Source organism: Pseudomonas sp. (genome assembly GCF_050739655.1).
GTDB lineage: Bacteria > Pseudomonadota > Gammaproteobacteria > Pseudomonadales > Pseudomonadaceae > Aquipseudomonas.
Window position 1 is genome coordinate 1 of record NZ_JBOIBY010000679.1, and the last position, 15,594, is coordinate 15,594.

Here is a 15,594-nt window from a genome sequence, read left to right on the forward strand (position 1 = left end):
GGTCTGCGTGGTCATCGGCGTACCGCTGGGAATCGTCGCGGCGCACAAGCCGATGTTCTACACTTTAATGCGTCCGGTACTCGATCTGATGCAGACCGTACCGACCTTCGTTTACCTCATTCCTACCCTGACCCTCTTCGGGCTGGGTGTGGTCCCGGGCCTGATCTCAACGGTGGTATTCGCGATTGCCGCGCCCATCCGCCTGACCTACCTGGGTATCCGCGATGTTCCGGAAGAATTGATGGACGCCGGCAAGGCCTTTGGCTGCTCGCGACGTCAGTTGCTCTCGCGAATCGAACTGCCCCACGCCATGCCAAGCATCGCGGCCGGTATCACCCAGTGCATCATGCTGTCCCTGTCGATGGTGGTGATTGCGGCACTGGTGGGTGCCGATGGCCTGGGCAAACCGGTGGTCAATGCACTGAATACCGCTGATATCGCCCTGGGCTTCGAAGCAGGCCTGGCGATCGTACTGCTGGCGATCATGCTCGACCGTATCTGCAAACAACCCGACGCTAAAGTAGGGGGTGACGCATGAGCATAATTCGCTTCGAAAACGTCGATGTGATCTTCACCAAGGATCCGCGCGAGGCACTCAAGCTGCTGGATCAGGGCATGACCCGTAACGAGATCCTGAAAAAGACCGGCCAGATCGTAGGTGTGGAAAAGGCCAGCCTGGACATCGAAAAAGGTGAAATCTGCGTACTGATGGGCCTGTCCGGCTCCGGCAAGTCCAGCTTGCTGCGCTGCATCAACGGCCTCAACACCGTCAGCCGCGGCAAACTGTTCGTCGAGCACGAAGGCAAGCAGATCGACATTGCTTCCTGCACCGCCGCGGAACTGAAAATGATGCGCACCAAGCGCATCGCGATGGTGTTCCAGAAGTTCGCCCTGATGCCTTGGCTGACGGTGCGCGAGAACATCAGCTTCGGGCTGGAAATGCAGGGCCGTCCGGAGAAGGAACGCAAGAAGCTGGTCGATGAGAAACTCGAACTGGTGGGCCTGACCCAATGGCGTAACAAGAAGCCCGACGAACTGTCCGGTGGTATGCAACAGCGTGTGGGCCTGGCCCGTGCGCTGGCGATGGACGCCGACATTTTGCTGATGGACGAACCGTTTTCGGCACTCGACCCGCTGATCCGCCAGGGTCTGCAGGATGAACTGCTGGAACTGCAACGCAAGCTGAGCAAGACCATCGTGTTCGTGAGCCACGACCTCGATGAAGCCCTCAAGCTCGGCAGCCGTATCGCGATCATGAAAGACGGCCGGATCATCCAGTACAGCAAGCCGGAAGAAATCGTCCTCAACCCGGCGGACGACTACGTGCGGACCTTCGTGGCCCACACCAACCCGCTGAACGTGCTGTGCGGTCGCAGCCTGATGCGCACCCTGGACAACTGCAAACGCATCAATGGTTCGGTGTGCCTGGATCCGGGCGGCGATTCCTGGCTGGACCTGGCGGAAGGCAACACCATCAAGGGCGCGCGCCAGAATGGCTCGGCTCTGGATCTGCAAAACTGGGCACCGGGTCAGGCCGTTGAAGGTTTGGGCCGCCGGCCAACGCTGGTGGATTCAAACATCGGCATGCGCGACGCGCTGCAGATTCGTTACCACACCGGCAATAAACTGGTGCTGCACGACAACAACAAGGTTGTCGGCATCCTTGGCGACAGCGAGCTGTATCACGCACTGCTCGGCAAGAACCTGGGGTAAGGCAACAGATACAAAAACGCCGCGAGAGATCGCGGCGTTTTTGTTTGTGGGGTATCGGGAAATTGATCGTTCCCACGCTCTGCGTGGGAATGCAGCCCGGGACGCTCCGCGTCCCATCGGTCCCAGACCGAAAACCGGTGGTGTGACTGGAACGCAGAGCGTCCCTTGAGGCATTCCCACGCAGAGCGTGGGAACGATCAGTCACTCACAACTCAGCCAAACACCCGATCAATTCGTAACGCTGGCTGCCGTTGTGCTCTTACGCACTTGCGACTGACCCGGCTCCAAATCCAACTCGGTCAAAAGCTCGGTGAAACCCCGACGACTACGCGCCGCCAGTTCCGCTTGCTCCTGTTCGATCTCCATGTCCTGGCGCATGGCCTTGTGCAAACCGAACATGAAGAACACCAGCACCACCGAGAACGGCAGGCCAGCCAGCACCACCATGGTTTGCATGGCTTCGAAGTTACCCGCGAACAGCAGACCGATGGTCACCAGGGTGATCACCGCCGACCAGAAGATCCGCAGCCAGTGCGGGGCGTCTTCGTCAACAGTGCCGCCCTTGCACGACAGGTTGGCCATCATCACGGCGCCGGAATCCGCCGGGGTCAGGAACAGCACGAAACCGACAAAGATAGACACGCCGATCACCACCTTCGACGCCGGGTAATGCTCCAGTAACTGGTAGATCGCCATCGATGGCTGTTCCAGCGCCGTCTTGCCCAGCTCCACCGCCCCATGGTTCATCACCAGGTCCAGGGCCGAGTTACCGAAGATCGACAGCCACGCCAGGGTGAAACCCAGCGGAATCAGCAACACGCCAGCCACAAGTTCACGCACCGTGCGACCACGGGAAATACGCGCGATGAACATGCCCACGAATGGTGCCCAGGAAATCCACCAGGCCCAGTAGAACAGAGTCCACAGGCCCAGCCAGCGGTCGGACTTTTCAGTGTCGCCTTCATACACATAGAGATCGAAAGTCTTCAGCACCACACCGTTCAGGTAGTCGCCGACGTTCTGCACGAAGCCGTTGAGCAGGTGCAGGGTCGGGCCAAACAGCAGCACGAAAATCAGCAGGCCACTGAACAGGATGATGTTGAGGTTGGACAGACGACGAATGCCGTTTTCCACACCCGACACCGCAGCGATGGTCGCCACGGTGCTCATCACAATGATCACGATCAGCAGGTTGGTGTTGCTGTGCTCCATGCCGAACAGGTTTTCCAGGCCCGACGACACTTGCAGCGAACCAATCCCCAGGTTGGTCACCAAGCCCAGCAGCGTCACGAACATGCCGAAGCCGTCCACCGCATGACCGGCCGCGCCCTTGACCCAACGCTCGCCCACCAGCGGATACAACGCCGAGCGCAACGCCAGCGGCTGTTGATGACGGTACGCAAAGTACGCCACCGCCAGGCCGACCAACGCGTAGATCGCCCAGCCATGCAGGCCCCAATGCAGGAACGTCAGCTGAACCGCCTGGCGTGCCGCCAGGTTGCTGCCGGCCACGCCTTCGGGCGGATTGAAGAAGTGGTCCAGCGGCTCGGAAGCGCCGAAATACAGCAACGAGATACCGATGCCCGACGAGAACAGCATCCCCGCCCAAGCGCCGTAGCTGAAATCCGGGGTGTCTTCCTTGCTGCCCAGTTTCAGTTTGCCGTAGGACGAGAACGCCAGGCCGACGACAAAAATCAGGTAAGCGGCGATCACCACCATGTAATACCAGCCAAAGCTGCGCGACAGCCAGGCTTGAGCCGTACCGAGCATTCGACCGGCCTCTTGCGGGGCGATGATCAGAATGGCGGTCAACAACAGAATCAACGCGGTAGAGGTGTAGAACACCCAACCGTTGACCGTCACCTTCTCGGGTGGGGTCTTTATTAGTGAGGCAGAACTCATGGCACAGATGCTCCGGGCAGTGCGGGAGAAGATCACAAGGCAGTGCGATACCCGACCAATCGGTTAGTTGGCAGCCGACCAGCGGGTGTTATAAAGACACCCGGAAAAAGCCGGAAACCTGATAAGCGCCGTGGCGTATAGGTTTCCAGCCGTTTTAGATGTCGGATTTTCGTCATTTACACGTAGGAAAAATCTGTGAGCAGCGACGAATTGTCGCAGATCTTATTCTTTGTTGATTGAACGTTCAATCAAAACAAAATAGACTGGCCCTCAAGCCGATGGACGTTCTGCGTCTGCCGGAAGGCCTAAGGAGATGTGCAAGATGCCCAAGGTCGGTATGCAACCCATCCGCCGCCAACAATTGATCGAAGCCACGCTACTGGCCGTCGATCAGGTCGGAATGGGGGACGCCAGCATTGCGCTGATCGCCCGTTTGGCCGGTGTCTCGAACGGCATCATCAGTCACTACTTTCAGGACAAGAATGGCCTGATCGCCGCCACCATGGGGTACTTGATGACTGTGCTGAGCGAGAACGTCACCGCGCGCCGTCAGGCGCTGACAGATGACAGCCCACGGGCGCATCTGCAGGTGATCATCGAAGGCAACTTTGACGCCAGCCAGGTCAATGGCCCGGCAATGAAAACCTGGCTGGCCTTCTGGGCCACCAGCATGCACCAGCCGTCTTTGCACAGGTTGCAGCGGATTAACGATCACCGTCTGTATTCCAACCTGTGCTGCCAGTTCCGCCGTGTGCTGCCGCTCGATGATGCGCGCAGTGCGGCCCGAGGCCTGGCAGCGTTGATTGACGGTTTGTGGTTGCGCGGCGCGCTGTCGGGAGACGCTTTCGACACCGGGCAGGCGCAACAGATCGCTTACGAATACATGGATATCCAACTGGCCAAGCGGGTGAGTTAGAGCACAAAAAGAACGCTCGACACCCGCACCGTGCCACCACTTATGCACTTGCGAGGACTTTATGGCCCGTTTCGAACTGCAAAAACTCTACATCGATGGTGCTTACTCCGACGCTGGCAGCGACGCCACTTTCGAAGCCATCAACCCGGCTAACGGTGAAGTCCTCGCAAAAGTACAACGTGCCACTAAGGAAGACGTCGAGCGCGCCGTCGTCAGCGCCGAAAAGGGCCAGAAAATCTGGGCCGCCATGACCGCCATGGAGCGTTCGCGCATCCTGCGTCGCGCCGTGGAAATCCTGCGTGAGCGCAACGACGAACTGGCTGCCCTGGAAACCCTGGACACCGGCAAGGCCTACTCCGAAACCCGCTACGTCGACATCGTTACTGGCGCCGACGTGCTGGAGTACTACGCAGGCCTGGTGCCGGCCATCGAAGGCGAGCAGATTCCTCTGCGCACCACTTCGTTCGTCTACACCCGTCGCGAGCCTTTGGGTGTTGTCGCCGGTATCGGCGCGTGGAACTACCCGATCCAGATCGCCCTGTGGAAATCCGCGCCTGCCCTGGCGGCCGGCAACGCGATGATCTTCAAGCCAAGCGAAGTCACTTCCCTGACCACACTGAAACTGGCTGAAATCTACACCGAAGCCGGTGTGCCAAACGGCGTGTTCAACGTCCTGACCGGCAGCGGCCGCGAAGTCGGCACTTGGCTGACCGAGCACCCACGCATCGAGAAAATCTCGTTCACTGGCGGCACCGACACTGGCAAAAAAGTCATGGCCAGCGCTTCGAGCTCTTCGCTCAAGGACGTGACCATGGAGCTGGGCGGCAAATCCCCGCTGATCATCTGCGACGACGCCGACCTGGATCGCGCCGCCGACACCGCGATGATGGCCAACTTCTACAGCTCCGGTCAGGTCTGCACCAACGGCACCCGCGTGTTCGTGCCGAGCCACATGAAAGCCGCCTTCGAAGCCAAGATCGCCGAGCGCGTGGCGCGCATCCGCATCGGTAACCCGGAAGACGAAAACACCAACTTCGGCCCGCTGGTCAGCTTTGCCCACATGGAAAGCGTGCTGGGCTACATCGCCAAGGGCAAGGAAGAAGGTGCACGCGTGCTGTGCGGCGGCGAGCGTCTGACTGACGGCGAATTCGCCAAGGGTGCGTTCGTTGCGCCGACCGTATTCACCGACTGCACCGACGACATGACCATCGTTCGCGAAGAAATCTTCGGCCCGGTGATGGCGATCCTGTCGTACGAAACCGAAGAAGAAGTGATCCGCCGCGCCAACGACACCGACTTCGGCCTGGCCGCCGGTGTGGTCACCAAAGACCTGAACCGTGCCCACCGCATCATCCATCAACTGGAAGCCGGCATCTGCTGGATCAACGCCTGGGGCGAGTCCGACGCCAAGATGCCAGTCGGTGGCTACAAGCAGTCGGGTGTTGGCCGTGAGAACGGGATCAGCTCGCTGAACAACTTCACTCGCATCAAATCGGTACAGGTCGAACTGGGCGATTACGTCTCGGTGTTCTAAGCCCGAGATTTGTATTGCCTGCGAGGGCCTCTTCGCGGGCAAGCCCGCTCCCACAGGTTTGGCGTCGTCCATCAAATCTGTGGCAGCCCCAATCCTTGTGGGAGCTGGCTTGCCAGCGAATCGAGTGCGCAGCACTCGCCGAGGCCTGACCTGACCACCATCAAAGAGGGTGCATTCAATGTCCCAAGAATTCGATTACATCATCATCGGTGCCGGCTCCGCCGGTAACACCCTGGCGACCCGTCTGACTGAAGACGAAGGCGTCACCGTCCTGCTCCTCGAAGCGGGCGGCCCGGATTACCGCATGGACTTCCGCACGCAAATGCCAGCTGCCCTGGCGTTCCCGCTGCAAGGCCGTCGCTACAACTGGGCCTACGAAACCGACGCCGAGCCGTACATGGACGGTCGCAGGATGGAATGCGGTCGCGGCAAGGGCCTGGGTGGTTCCTCGCTGATCAACGGCATGTGCTACATCCGCGGTAACGCCATGGACTACGACGGCTGGGCGAAACTGCCAGGCCTGGAAGACTGGACCTACCTCGATTGCCTGCCGTATTTCCGCAAGGCCGAAACCCGTGACATCGGCCCGAACGACTACCACGGCGGCGAAGGCCCGGTCAGCGTGACCACCCCGAAAGCCGGTAACAATCCGCTGTTCCACGCCATGGTTGAAGCCGGCGTGCAAGCCGGTTACCCGCGCACCGAAGACTTGAACGGTTACCAGCAGGAAGGCTTCGGCCCGATGGACCGTACCGTGACGCCGAAGGGCCGTCGCTCCAGCACCGCTCGCGGCTACCTGGACACCGCCAAGAAGCGTTCGACCCTGACCATCGTCACCCATGCCCTGACCGACAAGATCCTGTTCGAAGGCAAGCGTGCGGTTGGCGTTCGTTATCTGGTGGGCGCTGCTGAAGAGCGTGTTGAAGCGAAGGCGCGCAAGGAAGTGCTGGTCTGCTCCGGCGCCATCGCTTCGCCGCAACTGCTGCAACGCTCCGGCGTGGGTCCGGCAAAACTGCTGAAGAGCCTCGACATCCCGGTGGTCCACGACCTGCCAGGCGTTGGCGAAAACCTGCAGGATCACCTCGAGCTGTACTTGCAATACGCCTGCACCCAACCGGTCTCGCTGTACCCGTCGCTGCTGCTGCACAACCAACCGGCCATTGGTGCCGAATGGCTGTTCAACGGCACTGGTATCGGTGCCAGTAACCAGTTCGAAGCCGGCGGTTTCATCCGCACTCGCGAAGAGTTCGAATGGCCGAACATCCAGTACCACTTCCTGCCGGTAGCGATTAACTACAACGGCAGCAACGGTGTGAAAGAACATGGTTTCCAGGCTCACATGGGTTCCATGCGTTCGCCGAGCCGTGGTCGTATCCAGGTCAAATCCAAGGACCCGCGCCAGCACCCGAGCATCTTGTTCAACTACATGGCCACCGAGCAGGACTGGCAGGAATTCCGCGACGGCATCCGCCTGACCCGTGAAATCATGCAACAGCCTGCGCTGGATGCCTTCCGTGGTCGCGAAATCAGCCCGGGCATCGAAGTGCAAACCGATGAGCAGCTGGACAAGTTCATCCGTGAGCACGCCGAAACCGCGTTCCACCCGTCCTGCTCGTGCACGAGGGGCACCGACGAGATGGCGGTGGTCGATGGCCAGGGTCGCGTGCATGGCATGCAGGGCCTGCGCGTGGTCGATGCCTCGATCATGCCGATCATCACCACCGGCAACCTGAATGCCCCGACGATCATGATGGCCGAGAAAATCGCCGACAAGATCCGTGGTCGCAAGCCGCTGCCACGCAGCACCGCCGACTACTATGTGGCAGGTGATGCGCCGGTGAAGGGCAAGGCGATGCGGGAAGTGAGCCAGCCGGCTTAAGACCGCGTCGACCCCAATCGCGGGCAAGCCCGCTCCCACAGGATCTTCGTTGATTGATCGTTCCCACGCTCCGCGTGGGAACGCAGCCCGGGACGCTCTGCGTCCCATCGGTGCCAGACCAGAATCGGCAGCGTGACTGGAACGCGGAGCGTCCCTTGAGGCATTCCCACGCAGAGCATGGGAACGATCATCCCTCGCCATATCACCTCTAGCCTTGATCCTCCCCCCACGCCGGCCTAATCTAGCGCCACGCAATCGTTTCCCCCCTCTCCTCGCAACACCGCTGCACCGTCACTCCATGCCAAGGAGGTTCCCGCATGTTCGATTTCCACCCCCAGCTCAAGCAGCGTTTTGCTGCCTTGCGCACGGGCGCTGAATTCTTTTCCCTGCGTTATGTGCGCGAGTCCGGCCAGTACCTGTCGGTGCGCAAGAACGTCGCCGAACCGCCGAGCCTGAGCCGTGACGAAGGCGCGATGCTGACGGTGCGGGTCAACGGCGTCGAAGCCTATGCCGCCACCAACGACCTGTCGCAACAAGGCCTGCAAACCGCCCTCGAACGCGCCGAACAGCAGGCACGCCTACTCAAGCCCCACGCCTTGCTGGACTTGCGCGAACAAGCCGTGTCCAGTGATCGCGCCGATTACTTCTCGCCGAACCTCGACCAGCCGTTCCCGTCCCTGAGCGAGTGCTATCAATTGCTCGGCGCCGAATCGGCCGCCGTGCCCAAGGACGAGCGCCTGGTGAACTGGCAGGTGAGCATCGGCATCACCCACGTCGAGCAGATCTACCTCAACAGCGCCGGTGCCGAACTGCGCCAGGCCCAGCGATTCGTCTACCCGGGCCTGGATGTCACGGCCTACGACGGCAACGACAGTCAGACCCGCAGCCTCGGTCGCGAGAATTTCGGCCAGCAGGGCGGCGCTGATGTCATCAGCCGTTGCGGCCTGGTCGGCGCTGGCCCACAAGTCGCCGATCAAGCGCTGCAGTTGCTTCTGGCACCTAATACACCGCAAGGTCCGCGCGACCTGCTGCTGATGCCCGACCAGATGATGTTGCAGATCCACGAATCCATCGGCCACCCGCTGGAGCTGGACCGTATCCTGGGCGATGAACGCAATTACGCCGGCACCAGCTTTGTGAAAGCCGAAGACTTCGGCCACCTGCACTACGGCTCGAAACTGCTCAACGTGACCTTCGATCCGGACATTCCCGAGCAACTGGCCAGCTACGGGCATGACGACGACGGCACCGCCGCCAGCAAGCAGTTCCTGATCCGCGAAGGCCTGTTGCTGCGCCCATTGGGCGGTGCGCTGTCGCAATTCCGCGCAGGCCTTACCGGCGTTGCCAACAGCCGTGCCTGCGGCTGGAACCGTCCGCCGATCGATCGCATGGCCAACCTCAATATCGAGCCGGGCGATCAGCCGCTTGCGCAACTGATTGGCAACATCGAACACGGCATCCTGATGAGCACCAACCGTTCCTGGTCCATCGACGATGCGCGCAACAAATTCCAGTTCGGTTGTGAATGGGGCCAGTTGATCGAAAACGGCGAGCTCAAGGGCGTGGTGAAGAACCCGAATTACCGGGCGATTTCCGCTCAATTCTGGAAAAGCCTCAGCGCGGTCGGCGATGCGAGCACCTTCAAGGTGCTCGGTACACCCAACTGTGGCAAGGGCGAACCGAACCAGGTGATTCGCGTGGGTCATGCCTCGCCGGCCTGCGTGTTCAGCAACGTTGATGTGTTTGGGGGAGACGCCTGATGAGTACATCCAAGGCTCAGGCCGAGTCATTCAGGGCATTGGTCACCGGTTTGCGCCAAGCGCTGCGCGAACCGGAACAGTTCACCCTCAGCTACGCCGCCGAGTCATCGGCCTTTGTGCGTTTCAACCACGCCAAGGTGCGTCAGGCCGGTCAGGTGCAACAGGCGAGTATCGGTTTGAAACTGATCAACGATGGCCGCCACGCCGACCTGAACATCACCCTGGCGGGCGATCCGCAGGTCGATTTTGAGCGGCTGGCCGAAGGCCTGCAGCAACTGCGCGAAACCTTGCCGCTGCTGCCACAAGACCCTTACCTGCTGCTCAACTACAACGGCTGGCAAAGCAAGAACGTGCAGGAGCATCCGCTGCCGGACACCGAGCAGGTGGTTGCTGAAATCACCCGCGCCGCTGAAGGCCTGGACCTGGTCGGCTTCTATGCCGCAGGCCCCATCAGCCGTGGCTTTGCCAGCTCCGCCGGGGCGTTCGGCTGGCATCAGGCAAACAGCTTCAACTTTGACTTCAGCCTGTTCCATGAAAACGGCCAGGCGGTGAAAGCCAGCTATGCCGGCCACGACTGGAGCAGCGAAGGGTTTGCCAAGCGCTTCCAACAGGCACGTGAGCAGCTCGAATATCTGGGGCGGCCTTTGCGCACGCTGCCACCGGGCCAATATCGCGCCTACCTGGCACCCGCCGCGCTGGAGGAAATCATGGGCATGCTGTGCTGGGGCGGTTTTTCGGCGCAGTCGATTGCCAGCAAAAGCAGCCCGTTGCAGAAGCTGTACGGTGGCGACCAGGCGTTCAGCCCATTGGTATCGCTCGATGAAAAAGTCAGTGGTTCGCTGAGCCCTGCCTTCTCCGACGAGGGCTATCCGCGCAGTGATCTGGGCTTGATTGTCGAAGGCAAGGCCGGTGCGAAAATGGTCGGCTCACGCAGCGCCGCCGAATACGGCCTGACCGCCAACGGCGCCAGCGGCGGCGAATCGCCAAGTGCATTGAACATGCACGCCGGGACGTTGCCTGAGGCAGACATCCTCCAGCAACTGGGCACCGGTTTGTACATCAGCAACCTGTGGTACCTGAACTTCTCGGATCAACCAGCGGCACGCCTGACCGGCATGACCCGCTTCGCGACGTTCTGGGTCGAGAACGGCGAAATACAGGCGCCGGTCAGCACCATGCGCTTCGATGACAGTGCCTTCAGCCTGCTGGGTTCGCAGTTGGAAGCATTGACTGCAGAGCGGGAGTTGCTGTTGTCGGCGAGTACGTACAGCCAGCGGGCGACGGCGTCGGCGTTGTTGCCGGGTGCACTGGTCAGCCGGTTGACGCTGACCCTATAACAACGCAAAACCTGTGGGAGCTGGCTTGCCAGCGATGGCGATCTGTCATCCGACAACGATGTCGAATTTGATGGCCTCATCGCTGGCAAGCCAGCTCCCACAGGGTCGGTGAACAGCCCAATTACCAGAGGTCCCATGCCCAACCGCCCGCCTCTCGATCCAGTCACCGCCCGCTGGGTGCCGTGGGTCGTCGCCATTGCCTTTTTCATGCAGTCCCTCGACGGGACGATCCTCAACACGGCCTTGCCAGCCATGGCCCGTGATCTGGCCGAAGACCCTCTGCGCATGCAGGGCGTGATCATTGCCTACATGCTCACGGTCGCGCTGCTGATCCCTGCCTCAGGCTGGATCGCCGACCGCTTCGGCACCCGCAAAATCTTCTTCAGCGCGATTCTGCTGTTCAGCTTCGGCTCATTGCTCTGCGCACTGTCGAGCAGCTTGAGCATGCTGATTGGCGCCCGAGTCATTCAGGGTCTGGGCGGTGCGTTGATGTTGCCGGTCGGGCGACTGGTGGTGTTGCGCGCCTACCCGCGCTCAGAGCTGGTGCGGATCATGGGTTTCATTACCATTCCCGGGCTGCTCGGCCCGCTGATCGGGCCGACCATGGGCGGCTGGATGGTGCAATACCTGACCTGGCACTGGATCTTCCTGATCAATCTGCCGGTGGGCCTCGTGGGTTGCTATGCGGTTTGGAAATTCATTCCCGACCTGCGCGGCTCCGAGCGGACCCGCTTCGATAGCCTGGGATTCGTGTTGTTCGGCGCGGCGATGATTTTGATCACCATCGCCATGGAAGGCCTCGGCGAACTGCATCTGCCGCACCTGCGGGTCATGTTGCTGCTGTTCGGCGGCATGGCCTGCCTGGCGGCGTACTGGTTGCGCGCCGGGCACATCGAAAACCCTTTGTTCTCGCCATCGCTGTTCAAGACCCGGACGTTTGCCGTCGGCATCCTCGGCAACCTGTTCGCCCGGCTCGGCAGCGGCGCCCTGCCCTTCCTCGTGCCGTTGCTGCTGCAAGTGGCGTTGGGCTATTCGCCATCACAAGCCGGGATGAGCATGCTGCCGCTGGCCGCCGCGGCGATGGTCGCCAAATGGGTGGCGCGCCCGATGATCGAACGCCTGGGCTACCGCATCGTGCTCACCGGCAACACCCTCGCGCTGGGAATCATGTTGGCGAGCATGGGCCTGGTCAGCGAGCAGACGCCGTATTGGCTGCTGTTGTGCCTGCTGGCGATTTTGGGGGCGATCAACTCCTTGCAGTTCACCGCGATGAACACCGTGACCCTGATCGACCTCGACGACGAAAGCGCCAGCAGCGGCAACAGTTTGCTGTCGGTGGTGGCGCAATTGTCCCTGAGCCTTGGGGTGGCTTGCGCCGGCGCACTGCTCGGCGGCTTTACCGCAGAGGTCGGAAATGATGGTGTCGAAACGGTTTTGGGGGCGTTCCAGCTGACGTTCGTGACCGTCGGCATCATGGCGATGCTGGCGGCGACGATCTTCTCGCAGCTGTCCAAGAATGACGGACGGCGTGTCAGAAGTCCGGAAGAGCACATTGAGCCTTAGTTTCCGGACGAGAAGTGCCTGCGCTCGACCATGCTGCGTTGAAAATAGCCTCGAAATGCTCATTGGCTAAAGCCAACTCCGCTTTCTCGCCTATTTTCGCCTTGCCTGGTCTTCGCTCGGCGACTTCTCGTCCGGAAACTACGGGCTATTGGCCATCGGACTGGTACACTGCGCGACATTTTGTTTTGCAGGCCAGTCCCGTGACCACCATCGCCACCGAATTCAGTACTCTGCCGTTGTCCGCCGCCATGCTGGCTAACCTCGATTCCCTCGGTTATACCCAGATGACGCCGATCCAGGCGCAGAGCTTGCCGGTGATCCTCAAGGGGATGGACCTGATCGCCCAGGCCAAGACCGGCAGCGGCAAGACCGCTGCCTTCGGCATCGGCCTGCTGAACCCGATCAATCCGCGCTACTTCGGTTGCCAGGCGCTGATCCTGTGCCCGACCCGCGAGCTGGCCGACCAGGTCGCCAAGGAAATCCGTCGTCTGGCCCGTGCCGAAGACAACATCAAGGTCCTGACCTTGTGCGGCGGCGTGTCCCTCGGCCCGCAGATCGCTTCGCTGGAGCACGGCGCGCACATCATCGTCGGCACTCCGGGTCGTATCCAGCAGCACCTGCGCAAGGGCTCGCTGGTACTCCATGGCCTGAACACCCTCATCCTCGACGAAGCCGACCGCATGCTTGACATGGGTTTCTACGACTCCATCGAAGAAATCATCATGCAGGCCCCGGAGCGTCGCCAGACCCTGCTGTTCTCCGCCACCTACCCGGTGGGCATCAAGCAACTGGCGTCGAAGTTCATGCGCAACCCGCAGCAGGTGAAGGCTGAGGCGTTCCACGACGACACGCAGATCGAACAACGTTTCTACGAGATTTCCCCGGAAGATCGCATGAGTGCCGTGACCAAGGTCCTCGGCCACTTCCGCCCGGCGTCCTGCGTGGCCTTCTGCTTCACCAAGCAGCAGGTCCAGGAAACCGTCGATCACCTGACCGCCAAGGGCATCTCCGCCGTTGGCCTGCATGGCGATCTGGAACAGCGTGACCGTGATCAGGTCCTGGCGATGTTCGCCAACCGCAGCACCTCGGTGCTGGTGGCCACTGACGTCGCCGCCCGTGGTCTCGATATCGATTCCCTGGACATGGTGATCAACGTCGAACTGGCTCGTGACTCGGAAATCCACATCCACCGCGTTGGCCGTACTGGCCGCGCAGGTGAGAAAGGCTTGGCGATCAGCCTGGTCGCACCATCCGAAGCACAGCGTGCGCAGGCCATCGAAGAGTTGCAGAAGACGCCGTTGACCTGGGATCAGGTGGACAACCTCAAGTCCCAGGGTGGCGGTCCGCTGCTGCCGCAGATGAGCACCCTGTGCATCGCTGCCGGTCGCAAGGACAAGGTCCGTCCGGGCGACATCCTGGGTGCATTGACCGGTGATGCCGGCATCCCGGGCGCCCAGGTCGGCAAGATCGCGATTTTCGACTTCCAGGCCTATGTGGCCGTGGAACGCGGCATCGCCAAGCAGGCCTTGCAGCGCCTGAACGACGGCAAGATCAAGGGCCGTTCGCTGCGCGTGCGTATCCTCTGACTCCGATCGTTCCCACGCTCTGCGTGGGAATGCACCCCGTGACGCTCCGCGTCACAAAAGAGCGGACGCAGAGCGTCCATGGCGGCATTCCCACGCAGAGCGTGGGAACGATCATTGTGTGAGGACACCGTTTTGCGCTCTACCGAAGTCGTGATCATTGGCGCTGGCGCCGCAGGGTTGATGTGTGCACTGACCGCCGCTGGCCGTGGTCGCAAGGTGCTGCTGCTCGACCATGCCAACAAGGCCGGCAAGAAAATCCTGATGTCGGGCGGTGGCCGCTGCAATTTCACCAACATGTACACCGAGCCGAGCAATTTCCTCTCGCAGAACGCGCATTTCTGCAAATCCGCCCTGGCCCGCTATACCCAGTGGGATTTCATCGGCATGGTCGCCAAGCATGGCGTGCCGTATCACGAGAAAAAACTCGGTCAGCTGTTCTGCGATAACAAGTCCAGCGACATCCTGGAAATGCTCCTCAACGAATGCGATCAGGTCGGCGTCAGCCTGCATCTGGACACTTCGATCCAGACCATCGAGAAGCTTGAGCAGGGTTATCTGCTGGACACCACCCTCGGTCAGGTCACCTGCGAATCGTTGGTGATCGCCACTGGCGGCCTGTCGATTCCAACCCTGGGCGCCACCGGCTTCGGTTATCAAGTAGCCAAGCAATTCGGTCACGAGCTGCTGCCAACCCGTGCCGGGCTGGTGCCGTTCACCATCACTGATCAGCTCAAGGCGCTGTGCAGCGAACTGTCCGGCACTTCGGTGGATTGCCTGGTGAGCTGCAATGACCAAAGCTTCCGCGAGAACATCCTCTTCACTCACCGCGGCCTCAGCGGCCCGGCGATCTTGCAGATTTCTTCGTTCTGGGAATCGGGTGACACCGTCGAGATCAACCTGATGCCGGACCACGACGTGCCGACCTGGCTGCAACAGCAACAGGCCGAACGCCCCAACAGCGAACTGAAAACCCTGCTCGGGGAAATCTTCACCAAGAAGATGGCCAACCTGCTGGCGGACAACTGGTTCGTGTCCAAACCGATGAAGCAGTACACCCACGCCGAAATTGCCGACATCGCCGAAAAACTGGCGAGCTGGAAAGTCGTGCCCGCCGGCACCGAAGGCTACCGCACCGCCGAGGTGACGCTCGGTGGCGTGAACACCAACGAAGTTTCGTCCAAGACCATGGAATCCCTGAAAACCCCCGGCCTGTACTTCATCGGCGAAGTGCTCGACGTGACCGGGCATTTGGGCGGCTTCAACTTCCAGTGGGCCTGGGCTTCAGGCTACGCCGCCGCGCAGTACGTCTGATCCGTATCAACCGATGCAAATGCAATACCTGTGGGAGCTGGCTTGCCAGCGATGGCGGCCTGACAGTCAACAGAGATGTTGCATGTACTGACC

Annotated in this window: 11 protein-coding genes; 10 read left to right on the top strand and 1 reads right to left on the bottom strand. The window is 60.9% G+C overall.

The annotated features are described in order from the left end of the window. Both ACRESJ_RS32210 and choV read left to right on the top strand, forming a co-directional pair. The coding region (locus tag ACRESJ_RS32210) for an ABC transporter permease subunit (RefSeq protein ID WP_431761516.1) at window positions 1-538 on the top strand (538 nt) is incomplete at its 5' end. Then, window positions 535-1,713 (top strand): choline ABC transporter ATP-binding protein, encoded by a 1,179-nt coding sequence (gene choV, locus ACRESJ_RS32215; RefSeq protein WP_431761517.1) that lies wholly within the window; start codon window positions 535-537, stop codon window positions 1,711-1,713. The genes ACRESJ_RS32210 and choV, both read left to right, overlap by 4 nt. 228 nt (window positions 1,714-1,941) lie before the next feature. Here the strand turns inward: choV and ACRESJ_RS32220 are convergent, their stop codons facing one another. Beyond that, window positions 1,942-3,558 carry a BCCT family transporter gene (locus tag ACRESJ_RS32220; protein WP_431761525.1) on the bottom strand — a complete coding sequence of 539 codons (1,617 nt, stop codon included), beginning with the start codon at window positions 3,556-3,558 and terminating at the stop codon, window positions 1,942-1,944. Window positions 3,559-3,937: 379 nt separating this feature from the next. On the opposite strand from ACRESJ_RS32220, the gene betI reads away from it, so the two are divergent. The 8 genes from betI (at window position 3,938) to ACRESJ_RS32260 (ending at window position 15,501) form a co-directional block, all read left to right on the top strand. After that, window positions 3,938-4,531: a transcriptional regulator BetI gene (gene betI / locus ACRESJ_RS32225; RefSeq protein ID WP_431761518.1), complete on the top strand. Its 594-nt coding sequence runs from the start codon at window positions 3,938-3,940 to the stop codon at window positions 4,529-4,531. 61 nt (window positions 4,532-4,592) lie between these two features. Continuing rightward, a complete protein-coding gene (betB, locus tag ACRESJ_RS32230) occupies window positions 4,593-6,065 on the top strand; it encodes a betaine-aldehyde dehydrogenase (protein ID WP_431761519.1) in 1,473 nt (490 codons plus the stop codon). 178 nt (window positions 6,066-6,243) lie between these two features. Next, complete coding sequence (gene betA / locus ACRESJ_RS32235) at window positions 6,244-7,944, top strand: choline dehydrogenase (protein WP_431761520.1); 1,701 nt, start codon at window positions 6,244-6,246, stop codon at window positions 7,942-7,944. 317 nt (window positions 7,945-8,261) lie between these two features. Continuing rightward, window positions 8,262-9,704 carry a TldD/PmbA family protein gene (locus tag ACRESJ_RS32240; protein WP_431761521.1) on the top strand — a complete coding sequence of 481 codons (1,443 nt, stop codon included), beginning with the start codon at window positions 8,262-8,264 and terminating at the stop codon, window positions 9,702-9,704. Continuing rightward, entirely contained in the window at window positions 9,704-11,041 is a 1,338-nt protein-coding gene (locus ACRESJ_RS32245; protein WP_431761522.1) for a TldD/PmbA family protein, read from the top strand. Before ACRESJ_RS32240 ends, ACRESJ_RS32245 begins: the two co-directional genes overlap by 1 nt. Window positions 11,042-11,176: 135 nt before the next feature. Continuing rightward, the gene (gene mdtD / locus ACRESJ_RS32250) at window positions 11,177-12,604 is read left to right on the top strand and encodes a multidrug transporter subunit MdtD (RefSeq protein ID WP_431761523.1); all 1,428 of its coding nucleotides are present in this window, start codon (window positions 11,177-11,179) and stop codon (window positions 12,602-12,604) included. A gap of 248 nt (window positions 12,605-12,852) precedes the next feature. Further along, entirely contained in the window at window positions 12,853-14,190 is a 1,338-nt protein-coding gene (dbpA, locus tag ACRESJ_RS32255; protein WP_431761526.1) for an ATP-dependent RNA helicase DbpA, read from the top strand. Window positions 14,191-14,322: 132 nt separating this feature from the next. After that, entirely contained in the window at window positions 14,323-15,501 is a 1,179-nt protein-coding gene (locus tag ACRESJ_RS32260; protein WP_431761524.1) for an NAD(P)/FAD-dependent oxidoreductase, read from the top strand. The last annotated feature ends 93 nt before the right edge of the window (window positions 15,502-15,594 follow it).

Coding starts and splice junctions, on each gene's coding strand:
- ACRESJ_RS32240 (WP_431761521.1), top strand. CDS start 8,262: ATGTTCGATTTCCACCCCCAGCTCAAGCAGCGTTTTGCTGCCTTGCGC.
- dbpA (WP_431761526.1), top strand. CDS start 12,853: ATGCTGGCTAACCTCGATTCCCTCGGTTATACCCAGATGACGCCGATC.
- betB (WP_431761519.1), top strand. CDS start 4,593: ATGGCCCGTTTCGAACTGCAAAAACTCTACATCGATGGTGCTTACTCC.
- choV (WP_431761517.1), top strand. CDS start 535: ATGAGCATAATTCGCTTCGAAAACGTCGATGTGATCTTCACCAAGGAT.
- betA (WP_431761520.1), top strand. CDS start 6,244: ATGTCCCAAGAATTCGATTACATCATCATCGGTGCCGGCTCCGCCGGT.
- betI (WP_431761518.1), top strand. CDS start 3,938: ATGCCCAAGGTCGGTATGCAACCCATCCGCCGCCAACAATTGATCGAA.
- ACRESJ_RS32245 (WP_431761522.1), top strand. CDS start 9,704: ATGAGTACATCCAAGGCTCAGGCCGAGTCATTCAGGGCATTGGTCACC.
- mdtD (WP_431761523.1), top strand. CDS start 11,177: ATGCCCAACCGCCCGCCTCTCGATCCAGTCACCGCCCGCTGGGTGCCG.